This is a genomic window from Bradyrhizobium sp. BR 10289 (genome assembly GCF_019455385.1).
In the GTDB taxonomy this organism is placed as follows: Bacteria; Pseudomonadota; Alphaproteobacteria; order Rhizobiales; family Xanthobacteraceae; genus Bradyrhizobium.
The window spans coordinates 365,768-384,097 of sequence record NZ_JACOFR010000004.1; the positions used below are offsets into that span (position 1 = coordinate 365,768).

The following is an 18,330-nucleotide window of genomic DNA, read 5'->3' on the forward strand; positions in this document are numbered from 1 at the left end:
TCGAAAACGCTTCGGTCCTTACGACTGCAGCGACGGCGCGACTTCCCGCGCGACGTTGACCAGCGCCGCGATCAGCGGCGTCATGGGATCGCGCTGCGGGATCACCAGGCCGATGCTGTAATTGACATCGGGATCGGTGATCGGGATCGAGCGCACCGTGTCGGAGAGGCCGAGGGTCTCGGCGAGCTTGGCCGGCATCACGCTCGCCCAGCGGCCGGTCTTCACATGCGTGAACAGTACCAGCAGCGAGTTCGAGGTCAGGGTCGGCGTCGCCTCCGCGCCGACCGAGCGCAGCGCGCGATCGATGATGCGGCGATTCTGCATGTCGGGCGTCAGCAGGCACAGCGGCACCTGCCCGACCTCCTTCCACGTCACCGTGTCGCGGTCGCCGAACATCGCATCCGGCGCGGTGAGCAGGCGATAGCTCTCGTTGTAGAGCGGAATGGTGCGCACCTTGCCGATCGGCTCGTTCTCGATATAGGTCAGCCCCGCATCGACCTCCAGATTTTCGAGCAGCCCCAGCACCTCCGATGACGTCGTCGACTGGATGCGGAAGCGCACCTCGGGATGCCTCGCGCGGAACGGCGTCGTCAGCTGGGCGACCATGCCAAGCACGGTCGGGATCGCCGCGATGCGGATCTCGCCGGAGAGCTGGTGCTTCAGCCCGTTGATCTCATCGCGCATGGCGCGCGCGTCGCCCACGATCCGCCGCGCCCAATCCAGCGCCCGCTCGCCCTCCGGCGTAAAACCCTGAAAGCGCGATCCGCGCTGGACCAGCATCACGCCGAGGATCTCCTCGAGCTGCTTCAGCCCGGTCGACATGGTCGGTTGCGTCACGCCGCAGACCTCGGCCGCGCGTCCGAAATGCCGCTCCTTCGCCAGCGCCAGCAGCAGTTCAAGCTTGTCGATCAAGCGGTCGTCCCCTCGAATTCTCTTCTGGCATGCAAGCTAGCACGGCAGGTCGTTACCAACACGGAAAAACCGGCAAGCAGAACGGCCTCGATTGCGATTTCATATCGATCCATCGGCTTCGTCAATCGATCAGAATCCGCAATCGCAGCATGAGACAGCTTTATTGATCTTCGAATGATTCCAAATAGTTTGGCGCCAGGGACGCTCTGGTTGAGAACAAAGAATGACAGCGGTTTTTGAGCCTTCGTACGAACCTTCATACGAGTCTTGGGACGAGACGCGCGGCGCCGAGATCATCGCCGAACATGCCAGCCAGGAGGGCGCGACGCTGGTCATCCTGCATGCTCTTCAGGAGGCGTTTGGTTACGTGCCGGAGGCCGCCATTCCCATGGTGGCGCAGGCGCTCAACCTGTCGCGCGCCGAGGTGCACGGCGTCTTCACCTTCTACCATGATTTCCGCCACAAGCCGGCGGGCCGCCACGTGCTGAAGCTATGCCGCGCCGAGGCCTGCCAGGCCGCCGGCGGCGATGCGCTGGCTGCGCGGGCCGAAGCGAAGCTCGGTATTTCGCTCGGCAACACGACAGCGGATGATCGCGTCACGCTGGAGCCGATCTACTGCCTCGGCCTGTGCGCGACCGCGCCGTCCGCGATGTTGGATGGCCGCCTCATCGGCCGGCTCGACGAGAAGCGCATCGACGCGCTGGTCGCGGAGGCGCAGCGATGAACATGCGGATCTTCGTCTCGCGCGACGCAGGTGCGGTGGCCGTGGGCGCCGACGAGGTTGCATTGGCGCTGGAGGCGGCCGCGGCCACGCGCGGCATCAAGGTCGAGATCGTCAGGACCGGCTCGCGCGGCATGTACTGGCTGGAGCCGCTGGTCGAGGTCGCAACGCCGCAGGGCCGAATCGCCTTCGGCCCCGTCACCGAAACCGACGTGCCCTCCCTGCTCGACGCGCTCGCCAGCAACACGCCGCATCTGCTGCGCGTCGGCGCCACCGACGAGATCCCCTGGCTGAAGCGCCAGACCCGCGTCACCTTCGCCCGCTGCGGCGTGATCGACCCGCGCTCGCTCGACGACTACCGCGCCCATGGCGGCTACAAGGGTTTTGAGCGCGCACTCTCGCTCGGCCCGGACGCGATTTTGGCGGAAGTCACCGCATCAGGCCTCCGCGGCCGCGGCGGCGCGGGCTTTCCGACCGGCATCAAGTGGAAGACCGTCGCGCAGACCAAGGCCGACCGCAAGTTCATCGTCTGCAATGCCGACGAAGGCGACAGCGGCACGTTCGCCGACCGAATGATCATGGAAGGCGATCCCTTCCTGGTGATCGAAGGCATGACGATATCAGGCATCACCGTCGGCGCCACCAAGGGCTACATCTACATCCGCAGCGAATATCCGCATGCGGTCGAAGCGATGAATGCCGCGATCAAGGCCGCGCGGCGCGGCGGTTATCTCGGCGACAAGATCGGCGGCTCGGCCTATAGCTTCGACATGGAAGTGCGCGTCGGCGCCGGCGCTTATGTCTGCGGCGAGGAGACCTCGCTGCTGGAAAGCCTCGAAGGCCGCCGCGGCCTCGTGCGCGCCAAGCCCCCGCTTCCCGCGCATCACGGCTTGTTCGGCAAGCCGACCGTCATCAACAACGTGCTGTCATTCGCCGCCATCCCCTTCATCCTCGCCGAAGGCGCCAAGGCCTATGCGGATTTCGGCACGGGCCGTTCGCGCGGCACGATGCCGATCCAGCTTGCGGGCAACATCCGCCATGGCGGGCTGTTCGAGACCGCGTTCGGCGTGACGCTGGGCGAACTCGTCGACGATATCGGCGGCGGCACTTTTACCGGCCGGCCGGTTCGTGCGGTGCAAGTCGGCGGCCCGCTCGGCGCCTACTTCCCCCGTGCCCTGTTCGACACGCCGTTCGACTACGAGGCGTTCGCGGCGCGCGACGGCCTGATCGGCCATGGCGGCATCGTCGTGTTCGACGACAGCGTCGACATGCGCAGGCAGGCGCGGTTCGCGATGGAGTTCTGCGCCATCGAGTCCTGCGGCAAGTGCACGCCTTGCCGCATCGGCTCGACCCGCGGCGTCGAGACCATCGAGAAGATCATCCGCGGCGAACGCGTGGCCGAAAACCTCGCGCTCGTCGAAGACCTCTGCAACACCATGAAATTTGGCTCGCTCTGCGCACTTGGCGGCTTCACGCCCTACCCCGTGCTCAGCGCATTGAAGCACTTCCGGGAGGACTTTGTTCCCGCCCCGACGACGCTTCAGGCCGCGGAATAGGAGAACGACGATGTCACTGATCGAAGAAATCGACTACGGCACGCCGCGCTCCAAATCGACCACGATGGTCACGCTGACCATCGACGGCAACGAGGTCACGGTGCCCGAGGGTACCTCGATCATGCGCGCCGCGATGGATGCGGGTCATCAGATCCCGAAACTCTGCGCGACCGACATGGTCGATGCGTTCGGCTCCTGCCGGCTCTGCGTCGTCGAGATCGAGGGCCGCGCCGGCACGCCGGCCTCCTGCACCACGCCGGTCATGAACGGCCTCGTGGTCCACACCCAGAGCGAACGGCTGAAGCGGCTGCGCAAGGGCGTGATGGAGCTCTACATCTCCGACCATCCGCTCGACTGCCTCACCTGCGGCGCCAATGGCGACTGCGAGTTGCAGGACATGGCCGGTGCTGTGGGCTTGCGCGAAGTTCGCTACGGCTATGAGGGCGAGAACCACGTGTTTGCGAAATCCAACGGCGAGGTCAACGCCGCCTGGATGCCGAAGGACGAGTCCAACCCGTACTTCACCTATGATCCCTCCAAATGCATCGTCTGCTCGCGCTGCGTCCGCGCCTGCGAGGAAGTGCAAGGCACATTTGCGCTGACGATCTCCGGTCGCGGTTTTGACAGCCGCGTCTCGCCGGGCATGAGCGAGAGCTTCCTCGGCTCCGAATGCGTCTCCTGCGGCGCCTGCGTGCAGGCCTGTCCGACCGCGACGCTGACGGAGAAGTCGGTGATCGAAATCGGCCAGCCCGAGCATTCGGTCGTGACCACCTGCGCCTATTGCGGTGTCGGCTGCGCCTTCAAGGCGGAGATGCGCGGCGAGGAAGTCGTGCGCATGGTGCCGTACAAGGACGGCAAGGCCAATCGCGGCCATTCCTGCGTCAAGGGCCGCTTCGCCTGGGGTTACACCAATCACAAGGAACGGATCCTGAAGCCGATGATCCGTGAGCGGATCGAGGATCCCTGGAGAGAGGTGTCCTGGGACGAGGCGTTCTCGTTCGCCGCGGCGAAGATGCGCGGCATCCAGCAGAAGTACGGGCGCGATGCCATCGGCGGCATCACCTCATCCCGCTGCACCAACGAAGAAACCTATCTGGTGCAGAAGCTGATCCGTGCCGGCTTCGGCAACAACAATGTCGATACCTGCGCCCGCGTCTGCCATTCGCCGACCGGCTATGGCCTGTCGCAGACGTTTGGTACCTCGGCCGGCACCCAGGATTTCGACTCGGTCGAACACACCGACGTCGCCGTGATCATCGGCGCCAACCCCGCCTCCGCCCACCCGGTGTTCGCCTCCCGCCTGAAGAAGCGGCTGCGCCAGGGCGCAAAGCTGATCGTGATCGATCCGCGCCGCACCGAGATGGTGGAATCGCCGCATGTGAAGGCGCTGCATCTGCCCTTGATGCCCGGCACCAACGTCGCCGTCGTCACCGCGCTGGCGCATGTCATCGTCACCGAGGGCCTCGTCAACGAAGCCTTCGTGCGCGAGCGCTGCGACTGGAGCGAGTTCGAGGAATGGGCGGCTTTCGTCGCGCAGGCGAAGCACAGCCCGGAAGCGACCGCCATCCTCACCGGCGTCGATCCGAAGCTGTTGCGCGAAGCCGCCCGCATCTACGCCACCGGCGGCAACGGCGCGATCTATTACGGGCTCGGCGTCACCGAGCACAGCCAGGGCTCGACCACGGTGATCGCGATCGCGAACCTCGCGATGGCGACCGGCAATGTCGGCCGTCCCGGCGTCGGCGTGAACCCGCTGCGCGGCCAGAACAACGTTCAAGGCTCCTGCGACATGGGCTCGTTCCCGCACGAGCTGCCGGGCTATCGCCACATCTCCGGCGATGCCGTGCGCGACCAGTTCGAGGCGCTCTGGAACGTCAAGCTCAACCCGGAGCCGGGCCTGCGCATTCCCAACATGTTCGACGCCGCGATCGAAGGCACGTTCATGGGCCTCTACGTGCAGGGTGAGGACATCCTGCAGTCCGATCCCAACACCAAGCACGTGGTGGCGGCGCTGTCGGCGATGGAATGCGTCATCGTCCACGACCTCTTCCTGAACGAAACAGCGAACTACGCTCACGTCTTCCTGCCCGGCTCGAGCTTCCTCGAGAAGGACGGCACCTTCACCAACGCCGAACGCCGCATTCAGCGCGTCCGCAAGGTGATATCGCCGAAAAACGGCATGGCCGACTGGGAGGTCACCATCGGCCTTGCCAAGGCGATGGGCTTCGAGATGAACTACAGCCACCCTTCCGAGATCATGGACGAGATCGCGGCGCTGACGCCGACCTTCGCCGGCGTCTCCTACGCCAAGCTCGACGAGCTCGGCTCGGTGCAGTGGCCCTGCAACGAGAAGGCGCCGGAGGGCACGCCGGTGATGCATATCGACGGCTTCGTCCGCGGCAAGGGCAAGTTCATCGTCACCGAATATGTCGCGACCGACGAGCGCACCGGGCCTCGCTTCCCGCTGCTGCTCACCACGGGCCGCATCCTCAGCCAGTACAATGTCGGCGCGCAGACGCGCCGCACCGACAACGTGGTCTGGCATGCCGAGGATCGCCTCGAGATCCATCCGCACGACGCCGAGCAGCGCGGCGTGCGCGACGGCGACTGGGTGCGGCTGGCAAGCCGCGCCGGCGAGACCACCCTGCGCGCGGAGATCACCGATCGGGTGTCGCCGGGTGTCGTCTACACCACTTTCCATCATCCGGACACGCAGGCCAACGTGATCACGACCGACTATTCGGACTGGGCCACCAACTGCCCCGAATACAAGGTCACGGCGGTGCAGATCTCGCCGTCGAACGGCCCCTCCGACTGGCAGAAGGCCTATGACGAGCAGGCGCGGCACTCCCGCCGCATCGTGCCGGCCGAGGCTGCGGAGTAGCGGCATGCACGTGCCGGTCCATGCCATCGACCGCGAGATCTGGCGCGACGGCGCAGCCTCCGAGGGCGCGCGGCTGATTCCCGAGGAGACGCCGCTCGCGCTGACCTATAATGGCGGCACCTATGCCGTCATGATGGGAACGCCGCAGAACCTCGAGGATTTCGCCGTCGGCTTCAGCCTGGACGAAGGCATCATCAAAACCGTCGACGACATCAAGTCGCTCGATGTGGTGCGCCTCGATGACGGCATCGAGCTGCGCATGTGGCTGGCCCCCGAAGACGCCGCGCGCATCAGCGAGCGCCGCCGCCACATCGCGGGCCCGACCGGCTGCGGCATCTGCGGCATCGACTCCATCGCGGAGGCGGTGCGGCCCGCGGCCGTCGTACCGCAGGGACAATCGTTCACGCCGCAGCAGATCATGACGGCAATGCAGGCGATCGCACCGCTGCAATCGATCAACATGCAGACCCGCGCGGTCCACGCCGCAGCCTTCTGGTCGCCGTCGAATGGCATCCTGGCCCTGCGCGAGGATGTCGGCCGCCACAATGCGCTCGACAAGCTCGCTGGCGCGCTGGCGCGCAGCCGCACCGATGCCAGCGCCGGCATGGTGCTGCTGACCAGCCGGGTCTCGGTCGAGATGGTGCAGAAGACCGCCGCCATCGGCGCACCTGTGATGGTCGCGGTCTCCGCCCCCACCGCGCTCGCGGTGCGCACCGCGGAGGCGGCCGGCATCACGCTGATCGCGATCGCCCGCAGCGACGGGTTTGAAGTGTTCACGCGACCGGGCCGCGTTGCGGCCCGTCGTGCCCAGGAGATCATCGATGTCGTCGCCTGACCGCCTCGTCTACATGGCCAACCAGATCGGCCTGTTCTTCCGCAGCCAGGGCCGCGACAAGGCCGTGCCTGGAATCGCCGACCACATCAGGAAGTTCTGGGACCCCCGGATGAAGCGCGCGATCTTCGCCCATCTCGACGCGGGCGGTGCTGGCCTCGAGCCGAACGTGCGCGAGGCGATCGCCTCGCTGAAGCAGACTATTTCCCTTCCAGCAGCGCCTTGAAAACGCGCCGCACCTCGCCTTGCGTCTCCTTCACGCGTGCCTCCAGCGACGAGAAATCCGGCGCGTCGCCGGCGCGCGCCATGACGCGCAACAGATCGGTGCCGGCGGTCTCGGGCTTGAAGCGGTCGCTGACGCAGAGCCGCAGGATCTGCGTCAGATCGTGATAGAGCCGCGCTGCGGCGCGCAGGATCTCGGTTTCCGGCTGCGCGAGCACCCCGAGCCGGCATGCGTTCTCCAGCACCTGGAGCGTGCTGACGTCGAGAATGTCGGGCTTGGCATGGGCGTGCACGAGCTGGAGATATTGCGCGATGAAGTCGATGTCGATCATCCCGCCGGCGGCGTATTTGAGATCCCAGGTGTCGGTCTCGCCCTTCTCCTGCGCGATCGCGCCGCGCATGTCGGCGACGTCGTTGGCGATGATGACGGGATCGCGGCGGCGGGTCAGCACGTCGCGAATGACGCGCTCGATCTGATCGCGGAATTCAGCCGACGATGACACCACGCGTGCGCGCGTCAGCGCCATGTGTTCCCAGGTCCAGGCCTCATTGGCCTGATAGTCCGAGAAGGAGGCCAGGCTCGAGGCGACGGGGCCGGCGCGCCCCGACGGACGCAGCCGCATGTCGATCTCGTAGAGCACGCCGTAATTGGTGCGCGTCGTGAAGGCGCTGATCAGGCGCTGGGTGAAGCGGGCGAAATAATGTGCGCCGTGCAGCGACTTCGCTCCATCCGAGTCTGGATTGTCCCCGTCGAAATCGTAGAGCAGGATCAGGTCGAGATCGGATGACGCGGTCATCTCGCGGCTGCCGAGCCGGCCCATCGCGATGATTGCGGTCTCCTGCCCCTTGATGCGGCCATGCTGGGCGGCAAAGCGATCGGCGACGAGGCCATGCACGGTGTGGACGATGCCTTCCGCGACGTCGGCAAAGGCCGTGCTCGCCTGCTGCGCCGAGACCGTGCCGGAGAGAATACGCGTGCCGATCAGAAACAGGCTCTCCTGCCCGAACAGGCGCAGGCGATCGAGGAATTCCTCGTAGGAGGCCGCGTCCTGCACCGTCGCCGCAAGTCTTGCCGACAATTCCTGCCTGTCAGGCATCGCGCCGAAGAAGCGCGGATCGATCAGGCCGTCCATCAGCTGCGGCTGCCGCGCCAGCATCTCGCCTAACCGGGGCGCCGCGCCCAGCACCAGCGCCACCAGCGCGACGAGATCGCGGTTCTGGCCGAGCAGCGTGATCAGCCGGCCGCCGCGCTGGAGCGCGCCGAGGAAATGATCGAACGACACCACCGCGCGGTCCGGCTCCTCGGCATGCGCAAGGCCGTCGATCAGGGCCGGCACAAATTCGATGAAGGCGCTGCGCGTCGCCTCATTGCGGAACACGCGATAATCGCCTGTGATCCAGTCGCGCACGGTCTGTGCGACCGCGGCGGGCTTCTTGAAGCCGAGCGTCGCCAGATGCTGCAGCAGGCGCGGATCGTCGGGACCCGCACCGTAATCGAGCGCGGGCAGTTTCGCGGTGCCGGTGGGATCGTCGCCCTCGAACAGCTTTTCGTAATGGCCCTGCACAATCTCGAGCTGGCGCAGCAGGTCGCGCGCGAAGGCTTCGCGATCGGGATAGCCGAAGAAGCGGGCGAAGCGCTCGACCGCGTCCTTGTCATCAGGCAGTGCATGGGTCTGCTCGTCCGCGACCATCTGGAGGCGATGCTCGACCCGGCGCAGGAATTCATAGGCGACGGTCAGCTCGTCGCGCGCCGCGGAGGTGATCCAGTTGCTGCTGGCGAGCACACCCAGCGCAGCGAGCGTTGGCCGCACCCGCAATTCCGGATGGCGGCCGCCGGCGATCAGCTGCTGGGTCTGCGCAAAGAACTCGATCTCGCGGATGCCGCCGCGGCCGACCTTGACGTTGTGGCCCTCGACCGCGACCTCGCTCTGGCCGCGATAGGTCTGCATCTGCCGCTTCATGTCATGGACGTCGGCAAGCGCGGCGAAATCGAGATGCTTGCGCCAGACGAACGGCGCGATCTCGGCCAGCAGCGCCTCGCCCGCCCTCGCATCGCCGGCGCAGGCGCGCGCCTTGATCATCGCGGCACGCTCCCAGGTGCGCCCTTCCCGCTCGTAATAATGCAAAGCAGCGACGCGAGAGATCGCAACCTGGGTCGAGGACGGATCGGGACGCAACCGCAGATCGACGCGGAAGACGTAGCCGTCATAGGTGCGCTGCTGGAGGATGCGCGCCATGCCCTGCGTGACGCGGACGAAGAACGGCTGCGGCTCGATGTCGGGTGCCAGCGTCGTGTTGTCGGGATCGAAGAACACGATGAGGTCGATGTCGCTGGAATAGTTCAGCTCGCCCGCCCCCATCTTGCCCATCGCGAGCACGATCAGCCCACAGCCCTCTTCCGGTGCCTCCGGATTGGGCGGCAGGATCTTGCCGCGTGCGGCTTCCTGCCGCAGCAGGAACTGGAGCGCCGCCTGCACCGAGAAGACCGCGACGTCGGTCAGCGCCGCCGTCACCCGCATCACCGGCCAGACCCCGCCGATGTCGCACAGCGCGATCAGCAGCGCCGCCTCCGCCTTCATCCGGCGAAGCAGCCGCATCACCTCCGCCTCGTCGCCCGCCGCCAGCACTGCGTCCCTCGCCTCGGCGATCAGCGCCGCAAGATGCAGATCCGGATCGCATTCGAGCAAGCGGATCAGACGCGGCGCATCGGCACGCACCAGATCGAACAGATAGGGCGAGAATTCCGCGATTCCGTCGACGATAGTCCGGGCGAAGGGCTGAACCAGCAACGCTTCCAAACGGGCCGATTGAGCCGGCTCGAGTTCGGCCAGCCAATTGTCAAAGCGTCGTTCGTCGGTGGTGGAAGCGGCAATATGGGGAGCCTCCGCAAAGCGCGCGGCCAGGCTCTCACCAGTCTTGTCCGCGTTTCCCGGCGCGGAGGGGTTCATGCCACCTTCTGTGGCACATCCGGTATTGGCGGAGCAACCCTGTCGCCTGCGCGCGCCGGCAGCACCAGCGTGGCGACGAGGCCGGGATGGGCATCACCCAGCCGCAATTCCCCGCCATGGAGCGTCGCAACGGCGGAGGCGAGGCTGAGGCCGAGGCCGGAGCCCGGCAGCGTGCGGCTGGCCTCGAGCCGCACGAACCGCTCGACGGCATGTTTGCGATCGGCCTCGGGGATGCCGGGGCCGCGATCGGTGACGCTGAGCAGCACCTGGTCGCCCTCGCGCCTCGCCTCGATCGTGATCTGCCTGCCGTCCATGCTCACCACGGTCCCACCGGTCTGCGTCACCGGCTTGCCGTATTTGATGGCGTTCTCGACCAGATTGGCGAGCGCCTGGCTGATCAATTCGCGGTTGGCGTGGATCGGCGTCGGATCGGCCTTCACCTTGAGCGTCATGCCGTCGTCCTCGGCCAGCGGCTCGTAGAGCTCGTGGATGCCATTGGCAACATCGGCGGCGTCGAAATCGTCCATGTTGCCGCGCGCCTGCCCGGACTCCGCGCGCGCGATCATCAAGAGCGCATTGAAGGTGCGGATCAGGCCGTCGGATTCCTCGATGGTCCGCTCCAGCGCGGCGCGGTAATCGGCCTCGCCGCCCGATTTCGCCAACGCCTCCTCGGCGCGGTTGCGCAGGCGCGTCAGCGGCGTCTTGAGATCGTGGGCGATGTTGTCGGAGACCTCCTTCAACCCCGCCATCAGTGCCTCGATGCGCTCCAGCATGGCGTTGAGGTTTTCCGCGAGGCGGTCGAGTTCGTCGCCGCTGCGCCCGACCGGCAGGCGCCCGCTGAGGTCGCCGGCCATGATGCGCTGCGTGGTGCCGGTCATGGCGTCGATACGCGTCAGGACACGGCGCGCCACGAAGATGCCGCCGCCGAGGCCAAGCACCACGACGATCAGGACCGACCATTGCGCCGCCTTGGCGACGATGCCGAACAGGCGCCGCCGCTCGTCGAGATCGCGGCCGATCAGAAGCCGAAAGCCGTTCTCCAGTTCGGTGACACGCACCAACGCGCGGTGGTCGCGCTCGTTGGCATCCTCGATCCGCCGGTAGGCCGTCTCCGACCAGCCGCGCGTCGCCATCACGCCCGGCGCCAGCGAGCCGACATTGCCGGCAACCGCCTGGCCCGTCGGCGTGGTCACGAGGTAAAGGTTGGCGCCCGGCCGCAGCGCGCGATATTCGATCGCGCGCACCAAGCGATACATGCCGCCGCGCCCGTAGATCTCGTTGATCTCCGAGGTCTCGGAGTTGACCGTTTGCGTGATCTCCTCGGTGATCAGCCGCCGCGTGTTCCAGGCGAAATAGCCGAGCAGCGAGGCCGCGAAGATCGCAAACAGGAACAGGTAGACCAGCGTCAGCCGGAATGCCGTGGTGCGGACGAGTTTACCGAATGCCGTCACGGATCATGTAGGTCCCAGGTGAAATGGCAAGATGAGACCACAAATTTCTCTTGCGATTTCAATGAATTATAACACGACAACCGCATTGCCGTCGCGGATCAAAATATAGTCGCGCGGGGCTCAACTCTCTACTTAAATCTACGCAATCTCCGAAGGCGAGGCGCGCAGCCCATGGCTGCGACCACCGCACGGATGCCTCCCGTGCAATCCGCGACGCGCGGCGATGCCTGTGTGGTCATCGCCGGCGCCAATGTTCATGCTGGCGAAGTCGCACTCGACGTCACCCGCGGCATCTTCGAGGTGATGGGCGCCCTCGGCCACGATCGCCAACGGTTACGACCGCCTCTGGCGCAACGCCGAACCTCAAGCGCCGGCGCGTAGCGGGCGCAGGCCGAAGGTGCAGGCAGCCGAGAGCAGCGCCATGGCGGCCATGTAGGCGGCGACCCAGGCGGGCGAACCGGCTTCGGCCAGCAGAGCGGTTGCGATCAGCGGCGACAGGCCGCCGCCGAGGATCGGACCGAGCTGCTGCACCAGCGACAGGCCGCTGTAGCGAATGCGCGCCGGGAACAGCTCCGAGAAATAGGCGCCCTGCGCGCCATAGACCGAGCCATGGCCGAGCGCGAGACCAAGCGCGATCGCGAGCCAGATCATGCCGGTATGGCCGGTGTTGAGCATCTGGAAGAAGACGAGCGCGAGGACGACCTGGAACAGCATGCCGCCGACATAGACGGCGCGGCGCCCGATGCGGTCCGACAGCGCGCCGAACACCGGGAGCGTGATGCATTCCAGCGCGCAGCCGACCAGAACGCCATTCAGGATGGTCTGGCTCGGAAGTCCCAGTTTGGTCTTGCAATAGGTGATCGCGAACACCGCATAGATGTTGAACAGCCCGCTCTCGGCGATCTTGGCGCCGATGCCGAACAGGATGTTGCCGGCATGGTTGCGCACCGCCTCGACGACGGGGACGCTGGCGGTGCCCTCCTCGTTCAGCACGCGCTTGAACGCGGGCGTCTCGGAGATGCGGAAGCGGATGAAGATTCCGATCGCGACGAGCACGATCGAGAACAGGAACGGAATCCGCCAGCCCCAGGCCAGGAAGTCGCCCTCGCTCATCGAGGTCGAGAGAACGCCGAGCAGCGCGATCGGGATCAGGAAGCCGCCGGGCACGCCGATATGGACCAGCGAGGAGAAGAAGCCGCGGCGCTGGGCCGGCGCATGCTCGACCGTCATCACCATGCCGCCACCATACTCGCCGCCGATGCCGATGCCTTGAAGCAGGCGCAGGCCGATCAGGCAGACCGGCGCGGCCACGCCAACCTGCTCATAGGTCGGCATCAGTCCGATCAGGAATGTTCCCAGCCCCATGATCAGGATGGTGAGGAGTAGCGCCGTCTTGCGGCCGACCCGATCGCCGAAATGGCCGAACAGCACGCCGCCGAGCGGGCGCGCGCAATAGCCGACGAAAAAGGTGGCGAAGGCGAGCAGCGAGCCGACCAGCGGATCGGTGCTCGGAAAGAAGATCTTGTTGAACACGAGCGCAGTCGCGGTCGCGTAGAGTGTGAAGTCGTAATACTCGATCATGTTGCCGATGGCGCTTGCCACCGCAACCTTGCGGATGTCGCTGGACTGCCGCGCCTTGACCGCTGCGCCCGACTGATCCGCGGCCCTGTCGGCCCCGATCGACCCTACCAACTCGCTCATGACGTCACCTCCGGCTTCGGCAAGGCAGCGCCTTGCTCGGGCTTTTTGTCCGTATTGCGGACATCATGAGCAGCGTCTCATTCCACATGTCAAGGAGATTTTTCGCCAATGCAGGCCGCGCGCCGCAACTTTCTGTGCCATAAATTTCGCTCGTGACGACCTCGACTTGACGCCGCGCGATCATTCGTCATATTCCTGTGTTCACATTCCGGACAATTAAGGAGGAAAACGTGCCAGCAAAGATCACCGGGATCATTCCGCCCCTCACCACGCCGTTCGACCAGAACGGGGACATCGACGAGAAGGCGTTTCGCCGTCAGGTGAAATTCCTGCTCGACAAGGGCGTGCATGGCGTCTGCGTCGGCGGCAGCACCGGCGAGGGTCACACGCTCACCGCCGACGAATTCCGCCGCCTGATCGAGGCCTGCGCGGAAGAGCTGAATGGCAAGATCCCGCTCGTCGCCGGCATCATCGCCAATTCGACCCGCGAGGCCATCGCCCGCGCCCGCGCCATCGAGCATGTCAACGTCGCCGCGCTCCAGATCACGCCCGTGCACTATCTGTTCAAGCCGGACGAGGATGCGACCGTCGGCCACTTCAAGACGCTGTCGGAGTCGGTGAAGCAGCCGGTCATCATCTACAACGTCGTGCCCTGGAACTATCTCAGCCCCGCGCTGCTTCTGCGCATCATGAACGAGCTGCCGGGCGTGATCGGCGTCAAGCAGAGCGCGGGCGACCTCAAGCTGATGGCCGACCTGCTGCTCGATGTGCCCGCCGGCAAGGTGGTGCTGACCGCGGTCGATGCGCTGCTCTACCCGTCCTTCGCGCTCGGCGCGCACGGCACCATCGCAGCCAATCCCGCCGCCGTGCCCGGCGCCTGCGTCGCGCTATGGAATGCGGTCCAGCGTGGCGACCACGCCACTGCGCTCGAGATCCACAAGCGCCTGCTGCGGTTCTGGAACACCATCGTCGGCGATAACCTGCCGGCCTGCGTGAAGCACGCCCTCACCCTGCAGGGCTCGCCGAGCGGCCTGCCGCGGCAGCCGATGCCGGCGCCGACCAGCCGACAGAAGGAGGCGATCGCCGCCGCGCTCAAGCCGCTGATGGAGATCGAAGGCGGCGTGAGGCTCGTTGCGGCCGAGTAAGCATTCGAGAACGGGCGCGGCCGCATTGCCGCCGCGCCCGATTCCGTCTAAGTCGGATATGGTCCGCGTCCTGAATATTGCATCGTGGTGCCGCCCGAAAGGTCCGACATGACTAGCGTCGATAGCAGTCGACAGAGCGTGAAGTCGCTCTTCAAGATGCTCGAGGTCTTGGAGGCATTTTCCTCCACCGATCCCGAGCTCAGCGTGGTCGAGATCGCCCGCCGCACCGGTCTGCCCCGCACCACCGTTCATCGGATCGTCGACAGCCTGCGCAGCGTCGGGTTCCTGGAACAGGAGGCGAGCCGCGACCGCTACCGCCTTGGGATAAAACTGTTCGAGCTCGGCGGTAGCGCCCTCACCAACCTGCCGCTCTATCGCGAGGCGCCGCCTTTCGTCGATACGCTCGCCAAACTCAGCGGTGAGGACGTGCACCTGTGCATCTTCGATGGTGCGCAGATGGTCTTCGTCAACCGCCGCAACCAGATCGCGCGGCCCCACAACACCGTCATCACGATGGAGGCCTCGCCCTGTCACTCGACCGGCGTCGGCAAGGCCGCGCTCGCCTTCCAGAGCGAAGCGGTGATCGAGCGCGTCATCCGCGCCGGCCTCGCCCGCTTCACGCCGAACACCATCGTCGAGCCGAAGCGCCTGAAGGCGGAACTGGCCGCGATCAGGACACGCGGATATTCGATCGACGACTGCGAGCACGAACCGGAGTTGCGGTGCGTGGGCGCGCCCATCCGCAACAGCACCGGTCGCGTCTTCGCGGCGATCAGTGTGAGCGGCCCGACTCGCCGCGTCACGCCTGAACGGGTGCCCGAGCTCGCACGCGCCGTGATGACCCACGCAGAACTTCTATCGATCCGACTGGGTTATCAGCCTGAGCCGCAAGGCCGGACGGCTGCCCCTCTGCCGGAGCGCAACACGACCAAAAGGCGTCGACGGACGATGGCGGGCGCGGCGCACGACGAACGGTCTGTTTGACGGGTTCACGGCTGCAGGCGCCGATCGCGCGCTCTCTTTCCAAGCGCACCAGGTCGGAATTACACCGCTTGATGAACCGTTTTGGTTCGGTCCTCGTGCCCCGAAACGCGCCTGTCACGGCTCGCGTGCTTCGGGAGGAAATGCCACGACATCGTCGGACCCCACGGTCAGTCCGACATCGGCACCGGCCGGACAGGACGACAAGGCCGCGATCCCCGGCGCGCGCAGCAGGACCGGCGCGCGCGCAACGCCGGTGATGTCGATGTAGAGATCAATGTGATCGCCCTGGAACACCTGTGTCGTCACTGTTCCGCAGAGCGATCCCGGCGTGCGTCCCGACGTCACGGCCAGATGCTCCGGCCGAATGAAGACGTCCACATCGTCACCGATGGCAAGCTTCGCGAGCGGCGCCGCTGGAACCTCCAGGCGCATGTCGCCGACGGAGACGGTCGCGACCTCTCCGCGCCGCTCGACGAGACGTCCGGCGAGGACATTCACATTCCCGACGAAGGATGCCACGAAGCGATCCGCGGGACGGCGGTAGACATCACCGGGCGCGGCGATCTGACGTATCCGCCCCGCCGACATCACCGCAATACGGTCAGACATCGACAGCGCCTCGCCCTGGTCGTGGGTCACGAAGATCGTGGTGACGCCGAGCTCGCGCTGGATCTGCTTCAGCTCGACCTGCATCGAGCCGCGCAGATTCTTGTCGAGCGCCGAGAACGGTTCATCGAGCAGGAGCACCTTCGGCTTGATGACGAGCGCGCGCGCCAGTGCGACGCGCTGCTGCTGGCCGCCCGAAAGCTGCCGCGGCTTGCGGTCACCGAATCCGTCCAGCCTCACCAGCGCCAGCGCCTCGTCGACCCGGCGCGCAATCTGCTTCCTGTCGATGCCGCGGGTCTTCAGACCGTAGGCGATATTGTTGGCGACGCTCATATGCGGAAACAGCGCATAATTCTGGAAGACGATGCCGATCTCGCGCTGGTGGGCCGGCGTTTCGGTGACGAGCGTGCCTTCGATGAAGATCTCGCCACCATCGGCTTCGAGAAAGCCGGCGACGAGATTGAGCAGCGTGGTCTTTCCACAGCCGGACGGGCCGAGCAGGGTCATGAACTCACCCGGCTGGATCTTGAGCCAGGCTTCGTGAAGGGCGACGGAGTTGCCGAAGCGCTTGGTCACGCCGTCGAGTTGGACCGCGGGCTGGCCTTGCCGGCCTGCCTCGCTGCCCGCGGTCGCGCCCATCCGATCAGTGTGCATCAACATTGAGAATCTTCCCGAGGCCGAGGAAGGCATTGGCGAGGCTCAGCAGCAATGCCGTGACGGCGATATATATTACAGACAGCGCAGCCAGCGTCGGATCGGCGAACTCGCGCACATAATTATACATCGCGACCGGCAGCGTTTGCGTCGCCTGGCTGCTGACGAACAGCGTGGCCGTGAACTCGTTGAACGACAGGATCGCGGCAAACAGCCAGCCGCTGAGCAGTCCCGGCAGCAGCAACGGGATCGTCACGGTCAGCAGAATGCGGCCAGGTCGTGCACCGAGGCTGGAGGCAGCGAGTTCGAGCCGGCCGTCGAGATTTTCCAGTGAGATGAAGGTGCTGCGCATCACGAATGGCAGCACCAGCAGCACGTGGGTCAGGATCACAAGCGGAAAGCCGCGCCCCGCGCCCGCCTGCGATGCCAGGATCAGCACGCCGAGGCCAATGGTGTAGTGCGGGATGATCAGCGGCGACAGCAGGATGCCCTCGAGGAGCGACTTCAGGACGAAATTGTAGCGATGGATCGCGATGGCGAAGGCCGCGCCGACGACCAAGGCAATGCTCGACGCCCACAACGTCACCGTGAGGCCGTTCCAGAAGCCCCGGCCGAAGTCACTGTATGAGAAGGCCCGCCAGAACCAGCGTAGCGACCATGCCTGCGGCGGAAACGCCAGAATGGCACGGTCGTTGAACGCGGTAATGGCCACGACGATGCCCGGCAGCAGCACGAACAGAAGGATCGCAGCGACGAGGATGCGCCCCGACCATCTCAGCGCCATGTTGGCCGGCGACCGCTTCATGTGGCGCTCGCGAGCCGCTCCAGCGGCCGGGTCGCCTGCTTCAGCAATGCGATGACGGCCAAAGACAGCGCAAGACCAATGATCGACAGGCTCGCCGCAAAGGGGAAATTGAACGACGAGAAGCCGAGCTGATAGATCAGGGTCGATACCGTGCTGACCCGCCCGCCGCCGATCAGTTGCGGCGTCGCGAAGGCGCTGAATGTCCAGGCAAACGCAGTCGAGAAGCCGGCGACAATACCCGGCATCGACAGCGGCAGGGTGATTGTCAGAAAGACGCGGATCGGTCCGGCGCCGAGGCTCTCCGCCGCTTTCTCGCAATTCCGATCGATATGCGACAGACCCGCGGCCAGCATGATGACCATGATCGGCATCGTCACATGGACCAGCGCTGCGATCACGCCGCCAGCGGTGAACATCATCTGGACAGGCCGCTCGACGAAACCAAGCTTCACCAGCAGAGTGTTTAGGAAGCCGTTGTTCCCGAGCACGATCATCCAGGAATAGGTCCGCACCACCTCCCCCAGAAACAGCGGCGTCACCGCCGCGATCAGGATGAAGGAGCGCACAGCCGAACTTCTCGTGCGGACGAGCGCATAAGCGAGCGGATAAGCCAGGATCAGCGTGGAGGCCGCGGTCTCAAAGCAGAGCAGGATCGTATTCCAGAACGCGAGCGCATAAAGCGGCCGGAGCATGGCCGCAAAATTCTGCAATGTGAACCCGCCCACGTCCAGCGAGCCCGGAATGTAGACCCTCAAGCTGAACTGGAACACGGCCGCCATCGCCGCCGTCAGCCCCAGCGCGACGAGCCCGGCCGGCGACACGAACCATCCCAGAAACGGGCGCTTGATCATGACCACTCCTCGGCGAACTCCGCGCTGGGAACGCCGGCCCGGCCGCAGCCGGGCCGCA

15 protein-coding genes are annotated in these 18,330 nt (G+C 65.7%); 8 read left to right on the top strand and 7 right to left on the bottom strand.

Going from position 1 to position 18,330, the window contains the following annotated elements; all coding sequences use genetic code 11:
• Positions 1 to 18 precede the first annotated feature (18 nt).
• On the bottom strand, positions 19 to 912 hold the full coding sequence (locus HYH08_RS10600; RefSeq protein WP_220009716.1) for a LysR family transcriptional regulator: 894 nt from the start codon (positions 910 to 912) through the stop codon (positions 19 to 21).
• Between the two features lie 223 nt (positions 913 to 1,135).
• Here HYH08_RS10600 and HYH08_RS10605 point away from each other — a divergent pair, with 223 nt between their 5' ends.
• Genes HYH08_RS10605 through HYH08_RS10625 form a run of 5 tightly spaced genes read left to right on the top strand, consistent with a single transcriptional unit; the run spans position 1,136 to position 7,131 of the window.
• Positions 1,136 to 1,636, top strand: a complete 501-nt coding sequence (locus HYH08_RS10605) for a formate dehydrogenase subunit gamma (protein WP_220009717.1) — start codon at positions 1,136 to 1,138, stop codon at positions 1,634 to 1,636.
• The gene (locus HYH08_RS10610) at positions 1,633 to 3,189 is read left to right on the top strand and encodes a formate dehydrogenase beta subunit (RefSeq protein WP_220009718.1); all 1,557 of its coding nucleotides are present in this window, start codon (positions 1,633 to 1,635) and stop codon (positions 3,187 to 3,189) included. The genes HYH08_RS10605 and HYH08_RS10610 overlap by 4 nt, the downstream gene beginning before the upstream one ends.
• 10 nt (positions 3,190 to 3,199) lie before the next feature.
• Positions 3,200 to 6,073, top strand: coding sequence for a formate dehydrogenase subunit alpha (gene fdhF / locus HYH08_RS10615; protein ID WP_220009719.1), 2,874 nt, complete (start codon positions 3,200 to 3,202; stop codon positions 6,071 to 6,073).
• Positions 6,074 to 6,077: 4 nt separating this feature from the next.
• Positions 6,078 to 6,908, top strand: coding sequence for a formate dehydrogenase accessory sulfurtransferase FdhD (fdhD, locus tag HYH08_RS10620; protein WP_220009720.1), 831 nt, complete (start codon positions 6,078 to 6,080; stop codon positions 6,906 to 6,908).
• Positions 6,895 to 7,131: a formate dehydrogenase subunit delta gene (locus HYH08_RS10625; protein WP_220009721.1), complete on the top strand. Its 237-nt coding sequence runs from the start codon at positions 6,895 to 6,897 to the stop codon at positions 7,129 to 7,131. Before fdhD ends, HYH08_RS10625 begins: the two co-directional genes overlap by 14 nt.
• Here HYH08_RS10625 and HYH08_RS10630 read toward each other — a convergent pair.
• Entirely contained in the window at positions 7,106 to 10,075 is a 2,970-nt protein-coding gene (locus HYH08_RS10630; protein ID WP_220009722.1) for a bifunctional [glutamine synthetase] adenylyltransferase/[glutamine synthetase]-adenylyl-L-tyrosine phosphorylase, read from the bottom strand. The two genes, HYH08_RS10625 and HYH08_RS10630, sit on opposite strands and share 26 nt — an antisense overlap.
• Positions 10,072 to 11,526, bottom strand: a complete 1,455-nt coding sequence (locus HYH08_RS10635; RefSeq protein ID WP_220009723.1) for a sensor histidine kinase — start codon at positions 11,524 to 11,526, stop codon at positions 10,072 to 10,074. The genes HYH08_RS10630 and HYH08_RS10635 overlap by 4 nt, the downstream gene beginning before the upstream one ends.
• A gap of 171 nt (positions 11,527 to 11,697) precedes the next feature.
• On the opposite strand from HYH08_RS10635, the gene HYH08_RS10640 reads away from it, so the two are divergent.
• Positions 11,698 to 11,907, top strand: a complete 210-nt coding sequence (locus HYH08_RS10640; protein ID WP_220009724.1) for a hypothetical protein — start codon at positions 11,698 to 11,700, stop codon at positions 11,905 to 11,907.
• Here HYH08_RS10640 and HYH08_RS10645 read toward each other — a convergent pair.
• Positions 11,890 to 13,227: an MFS transporter gene (locus HYH08_RS10645; protein WP_220009725.1), complete on the bottom strand. Its 1,338-nt coding sequence runs from the start codon at positions 13,225 to 13,227 to the stop codon at positions 11,890 to 11,892. The two genes, HYH08_RS10640 and HYH08_RS10645, sit on opposite strands and share 18 nt — an antisense overlap.
• A 230-nt stretch (positions 13,228 to 13,457) precedes the next feature.
• Here HYH08_RS10645 and HYH08_RS10650 point away from each other — a divergent pair, with 230 nt between their 5' ends.
• Both HYH08_RS10650 and HYH08_RS10655 read left to right on the top strand, forming a co-directional pair.
• A complete protein-coding gene (locus tag HYH08_RS10650; RefSeq protein WP_220009726.1) occupies positions 13,458 to 14,372 on the top strand; it encodes a dihydrodipicolinate synthase family protein in 915 nt (304 codons plus the stop codon).
• A 108-nt stretch (positions 14,373 to 14,480) separates the two neighbouring features.
• Positions 14,481 to 15,356 (top strand): IclR family transcriptional regulator, encoded by an 876-nt coding sequence (locus tag HYH08_RS10655; protein ID WP_220009727.1) that lies wholly within the window; start codon positions 14,481 to 14,483, stop codon positions 15,354 to 15,356.
• A gap of 114 nt (positions 15,357 to 15,470) precedes the next feature.
• Here the strand turns inward: HYH08_RS10655 and HYH08_RS10660 are convergent, their stop codons facing one another.
• From HYH08_RS10660 to HYH08_RS10670, 3 genes are read right to left on the bottom strand one after another with little or no spacing between them, the layout of a single operon-like run.
• Positions 15,471 to 16,622, bottom strand: coding sequence for an ABC transporter ATP-binding protein (locus HYH08_RS10660; protein WP_220009728.1), 1,152 nt, complete (start codon positions 16,620 to 16,622; stop codon positions 15,471 to 15,473).
• Positions 16,606 to 17,421: an ABC transporter permease gene (locus HYH08_RS10665; protein WP_220009729.1), complete on the bottom strand. Its 816-nt coding sequence runs from the start codon at positions 17,419 to 17,421 to the stop codon at positions 16,606 to 16,608. Before HYH08_RS10665 ends, HYH08_RS10660 begins: the two co-directional genes overlap by 17 nt.
• Positions 17,418 to 18,272 carry an ABC transporter permease gene (locus HYH08_RS10670; protein WP_220009730.1) on the bottom strand — a complete coding sequence of 285 codons (855 nt, stop codon included), beginning with the start codon at positions 18,270 to 18,272 and terminating at the stop codon, positions 17,418 to 17,420. Before HYH08_RS10670 ends, HYH08_RS10665 begins: the two co-directional genes overlap by 4 nt.
• Between the last annotated feature and the right edge of the window lie 58 nt (positions 18,273 to 18,330).

What these genes read in the sequence shown, in the direction of transcription:
- HYH08_RS10605 (WP_220009717.1), top strand. Translation starts at nt 1,136, where the DNA reads ATGACAGCGGTTTTTGAGCCTTCGTACGAACCTTCATACGAGTCTTGG.
- HYH08_RS10610 (WP_220009718.1), top strand. Translation starts at nt 1,633, where the DNA reads ATGAACATGCGGATCTTCGTCTCGCGCGACGCAGGTGCGGTGGCCGTG.
- fdhF (WP_220009719.1), top strand. Translation starts at nt 3,200, where the DNA reads ATGTCACTGATCGAAGAAATCGACTACGGCACGCCGCGCTCCAAATCG.
- fdhD (WP_220009720.1), top strand. Translation starts at nt 6,078, where the DNA reads ATGCACGTGCCGGTCCATGCCATCGACCGCGAGATCTGGCGCGACGGC.
- HYH08_RS10625 (WP_220009721.1), top strand. Translation starts at nt 6,895, where the DNA reads ATGTCGTCGCCTGACCGCCTCGTCTACATGGCCAACCAGATCGGCCTG.
- HYH08_RS10630 (WP_220009722.1), bottom strand. Translation starts at nt 10,075, where the DNA reads ATGAACCCCTCCGCGCCGGGAAACGCGGACAAGACTGGTGAGAGCCTG.
- HYH08_RS10640 (WP_220009724.1), top strand. Translation starts at nt 11,698, where the DNA reads ATGGCTGCGACCACCGCACGGATGCCTCCCGTGCAATCCGCGACGCGC.
- HYH08_RS10645 (WP_220009725.1), bottom strand. Translation starts at nt 13,227, where the DNA reads ATGAGCGAGTTGGTAGGGTCGATCGGGGCCGACAGGGCCGCGGATCAG.
- HYH08_RS10655 (WP_220009727.1), top strand. Translation starts at nt 14,481, where the DNA reads ATGACTAGCGTCGATAGCAGTCGACAGAGCGTGAAGTCGCTCTTCAAG.
- HYH08_RS10660 (WP_220009728.1), bottom strand. Translation starts at nt 16,622, where the DNA reads ATGTTGATGCACACTGATCGGATGGGCGCGACCGCGGGCAGCGAGGCA.
- HYH08_RS10665 (WP_220009729.1), bottom strand. Translation starts at nt 17,421, where the DNA reads ATGAAGCGGTCGCCGGCCAACATGGCGCTGAGATGGTCGGGGCGCATC.
- HYH08_RS10670 (WP_220009730.1), bottom strand. Translation starts at nt 18,272, where the DNA reads ATGATCAAGCGCCCGTTTCTGGGATGGTTCGTGTCGCCGGCCGGGCTC.